Origin of the sequence: Rhodoferax sp. (genome assembly GCF_039922535.1) — a bacterium.
Taxonomy (GTDB): Bacteria; Pseudomonadota; Gammaproteobacteria; order Burkholderiales; family Burkholderiaceae_C; genus Rhodoferax_B.
In genome coordinates, this window is record NZ_JBDTEM010000392.1 from 1 (window position 1) to 3,289 (window position 3,289).

At 60.6% G+C, this 3,289-nt stretch carries 4 protein-coding genes and 1 pseudogene; all 5 read left to right on the forward strand.

The window, feature by feature from the left end; translation table 11 throughout:
- A pseudogene (locus ABI213_RS18630) lies at positions 1-1,179 on the forward strand (carbohydrate-binding protein); the annotation flags it as partial.
- Positions 1,180-1,189: 10 nt separating this feature from the next.
- A complete protein-coding gene (locus tag ABI213_RS18635) occupies positions 1,190-1,756 on the forward strand; it encodes a DUF1003 domain-containing protein (RefSeq protein ID WP_348028191.1) in 567 nt (188 codons plus the stop codon).
- Positions 1,757-1,952: 196 nt separating this feature from the next.
- A complete protein-coding gene (locus tag ABI213_RS18640; RefSeq protein WP_348028195.1) occupies positions 1,953-2,465 on the forward strand; it encodes a ferritin-like domain-containing protein in 513 nt (170 codons plus the stop codon).
- A gap of 71 nt (positions 2,466-2,536) precedes the next feature.
- Complete coding sequence (locus ABI213_RS18645) at positions 2,537-2,857, forward strand: BON domain-containing protein (protein ID WP_348028193.1); 321 nt, start codon at positions 2,537-2,539, stop codon at positions 2,855-2,857.
- 43 nt (positions 2,858-2,900) lie between these two features.
- Entirely contained in the window at positions 2,901-3,119 is a 219-nt protein-coding gene (locus ABI213_RS18650) for a CsbD family protein (protein ID WP_315186786.1), read from the forward strand.
- Positions 3,120-3,289 lie beyond the last annotated feature (170 nt).

A 3,289-nucleotide genomic window follows, 5' to 3' on the forward strand; every position in this document is an offset into this window, starting at 1 on the left:
GGCGATGCCACGCTGTTGGAAGTCCAGGTGCCCTTCCTGGAAGGTGCGGCCATCCCTGCCGGTGCCGAAGACGCGTACTACACGCCTGAGACAGGCACGGACAGCGCCACGGTGTACGAGCACGCGGCACGCACCATCGACCGCAGCCTGGCGGTGGGCGCGCACGGCCTGCCGTTGATGGGCAGCGGCGACTGGAACGACGGCATGAACCGCGTGGGCATCGAAGGCCGGGGCGAATCGGTGTGGCTGGGCTGGTTCCTGTGCCAGGTGGTAGCCGAATTTGCGCCTCTGGCCCACGCACGCGGCGACAGCGCCCGCGCGGGGCGCTGGGAGCAGGCCGCCGAAGGCTGGAAGGCCGCGCTGGTCGGCCCCGCGTGGGACGGCCAGTGGTTCAAGCGGGCATTTTTTGACAACGGCGATGCCCTGGGCTCGCATGACAACCCCGAGGCGAAGATTGACCTAATCGCCCAGGCCTGGGCCGTGCTGTCCCAAGCCGCACCCGTATCCCTGCAACGCATTGCACTGACCGCCATGGAGCAGCACCTGGTGGACCCGCAGGCTGGTTTGATCAAGCTGCTGGACCCACCACTGGCGCACGCTGTTCCCAGTGCCGGCTACATCCAGTCCTACCCACCGGGCGTGCGTGAAAACGGTGGCCAGTACTCGCATGCCGGGGTCTGGGCGATGATGGCGCAGGCGGCTTTTGTCCAGAGCCAACCCGATAGCAGCGTGGCCGAGCGGGACACCGCCTACCGCTACTTCACCTACCTGAACCCGGCCCACCGGGCCAGCAACCCGGCCCATAACGCGGCCTACGCTATCGAGCCCTATGTGATGGCCGGTGATGTGTACACCCAGCCACCGTACGTGGGGCGGGGTGGCTGGAGCTGGTACACAGGTTCGGCAGGCTGGATGCACCGCGCCGCTATCGCGTCCATCTTTGGCCTGGAACAAGGTGCACAGACGCTGCGGTTTACCCCCTGCCTGCCCTCGCATTGGCCGCAGGCGGAGCTGACGCTGCGCCGGGGCGAACGCAGCATGCGTTTCATCTTTACCCGCAGTGCAGCAGACGCGGCACTGGAGGCCAACGCACAATCGAACGCCCAGCTTCTGCGCGTGGGTGAAGCGTTGCCATGGGCAGGCCTGGATGCGCAGACATGCTTTGTAATCCCGCTTTGAACCACCTCCAATGACCACACCTGACAACACCGCCGAAGAACTGCTCGGCCTGGCCTATGAAGCCATGGACGCGCAAACCCAAAAGGTCGCCAGCTATATTGCCAAGCACAAGCACATTGCCCGCAACACCGCCTCCGACCTAGACGATGACACCGCATTTGGGGCGCGCGCAGCCGATGCTGTCGCTAGTTTTGGCGGCTCGTGGACCTTCATCCTGCTGTTCATGGCGGTGCTAGTCGTGTGGGTGGTGTTGAACGTGGTTCTGCTGTCCCGCTGGAACGCGGTGTTTGACCCCTACCCGTTTATTTTGCTGAACCTGTTTCTGTCCATGCTGGCCGCGGTACAAGCCCCCATCATCCTAATGTCGCAAAACCGCCAGGCTGTGAAGGACAGGTTACACGCCGAGCACGACTACGAGGTCAATCTCAAGGCCGAGCTGGAGATCATGCTGCTGCACGAAAAAATCGACGCCCTGCGCCAGGGGCAGTGGGCCGAGCTGCTGGAACTTCAGAAGGAACAGTTGAAACTGTTATCGCACCTCAGGGACCAAAACCCGTCTCTGCCCGCCGCAAGCTAGCCGACAAGTCCATGCGGCATCCTCCTACACGGCCTAGCGGCACACGCCGATAGGGGCCAACCAGCCTTGGTTTTAAAGTTCAGTCATCGGTTGGGGAACCACCAAACCCCCTCCACCGACCAACCAAGGAACCACGATGGCCGCTAAGAATGAACCCACGAATGTGACGCAACTGCAGACCGGTGACGTTGACCGCATGGTGCTGAACGAAGCAGCCCTCGGTGCCGCTCGCCGCAGCTTGGACCAGGGTGCCGTCACCCCCAGCTACGGCCCCTGGCGCGAAGACATCATCCAACTGCTGAACGACTCGCTGGCCACCGAGCTGGTGTGCGTGCTGCGCTACAAGCGCCACCACTTCACGGCCGAGGGCCTGGCCTCTTCTTCTATTGCCGCCGAATTTTTGGTGCATGCCACCGAAGAATCTGGCCACGCAGACCGTCTGGCCCAGCGCATTGTGCAGCTCGGCGGAGAGCCCGATTTTTCGCCCGATTCGCTGTCCAAGCGCAGCCACGCCGCTTATGACGACTCGAAAGAGTTGAAAGAAATGATCAAGGCCAATCTGGTGGCAGAGCGCGTAGCCATTGAAGCCTACAGCCAAATGATTGCCATGATTGGCGACAAAGACTCGACCACCCGCCGTTTACTGGAAGACATCTTGAGCGACGAGCAAGAGCACGCCGAAGAGCTCAAGGATTGGCTGGCAGTCTAAGGTTTTTGCCCTGGCTGGTGGGGCCATTCACCATGCCAAACCAACTTTATTTACCAACTGGAGTATTCAAAATGAAACTGACCATTCGCACCACCCTCGCCGCTTCCATCACCGCTATCGTTCTGCTGACGACCGCAGGCTGTGCCGTTACCCGCGGCCAAGAGCCTGTGGGTGCCTACATCGACGACTCCGCTGTGACTACCAGCGTCAAAGCCCGCTTTGTGGACAACAAGCAAGTCGACGCATCGGCCATCAGCGTGGAAACCTTGAACGGTACGGTGATGTTGTCTGGTTTTGCCAAGAACATGACCGAAAAGGCTACGGCTGAAAGTATTGCCCGCAACGTCAAGGGCGTGAAGTCGGTCAAGAACGCCATCGCCATCCGTCCTTAATCGGAACGTAGATTTTTCAACCCGCAACTGCAAGGAGACAGCTATGAATTGGGACACTATCCAAGGTAACTGGAAACAAGCGACCGGTAAAGCCAAAGAGCAATGGGGCAAGCTGACCGACGACGACCTCGACGTGATCGCCGGCAAGCGCGACCAACTCGCTGGCAAGATCCAGGAACGCTACGGCATTGCCAAGGACGAGGCTGAAAAGCAACTGTCCGCCTGGGAAAAGAAGGCCAACGACGACGCTTGGTTCAAGTAAACCAGGCTTCTAACTCTTAAAACGCCCCGTGATCGGCAACGATCCCGGGGCGTTTTAACGTGTGCAGAGCGGCGTTTGGGATGCACCGTCCACGGCCTCGGTAATATCTCCCATTTTTCTGCGGATTCCCCCATGCAACTAGCCACCTGGAACGTCAACTCCCTCACCGT

Bases quoted from the DNA above. Each gene is read 5' to 3' on its own strand.
- ABI213_RS18635 (WP_348028191.1), top strand. From the start codon at position 1,190: ATGACCACACCTGACAACACCGCCGAAGAACTGCTCGGCCTGGCCTAT.
- ABI213_RS18640 (WP_348028195.1), top strand. From the start codon at position 1,953: ATGGTGCTGAACGAAGCAGCCCTCGGTGCCGCTCGCCGCAGCTTGGAC.
- ABI213_RS18645 (WP_348028193.1), top strand. From the start codon at position 2,537: ATGAAACTGACCATTCGCACCACCCTCGCCGCTTCCATCACCGCTATC.
- ABI213_RS18650 (WP_315186786.1), top strand. From the start codon at position 2,901: ATGAATTGGGACACTATCCAAGGTAACTGGAAACAAGCGACCGGTAAA.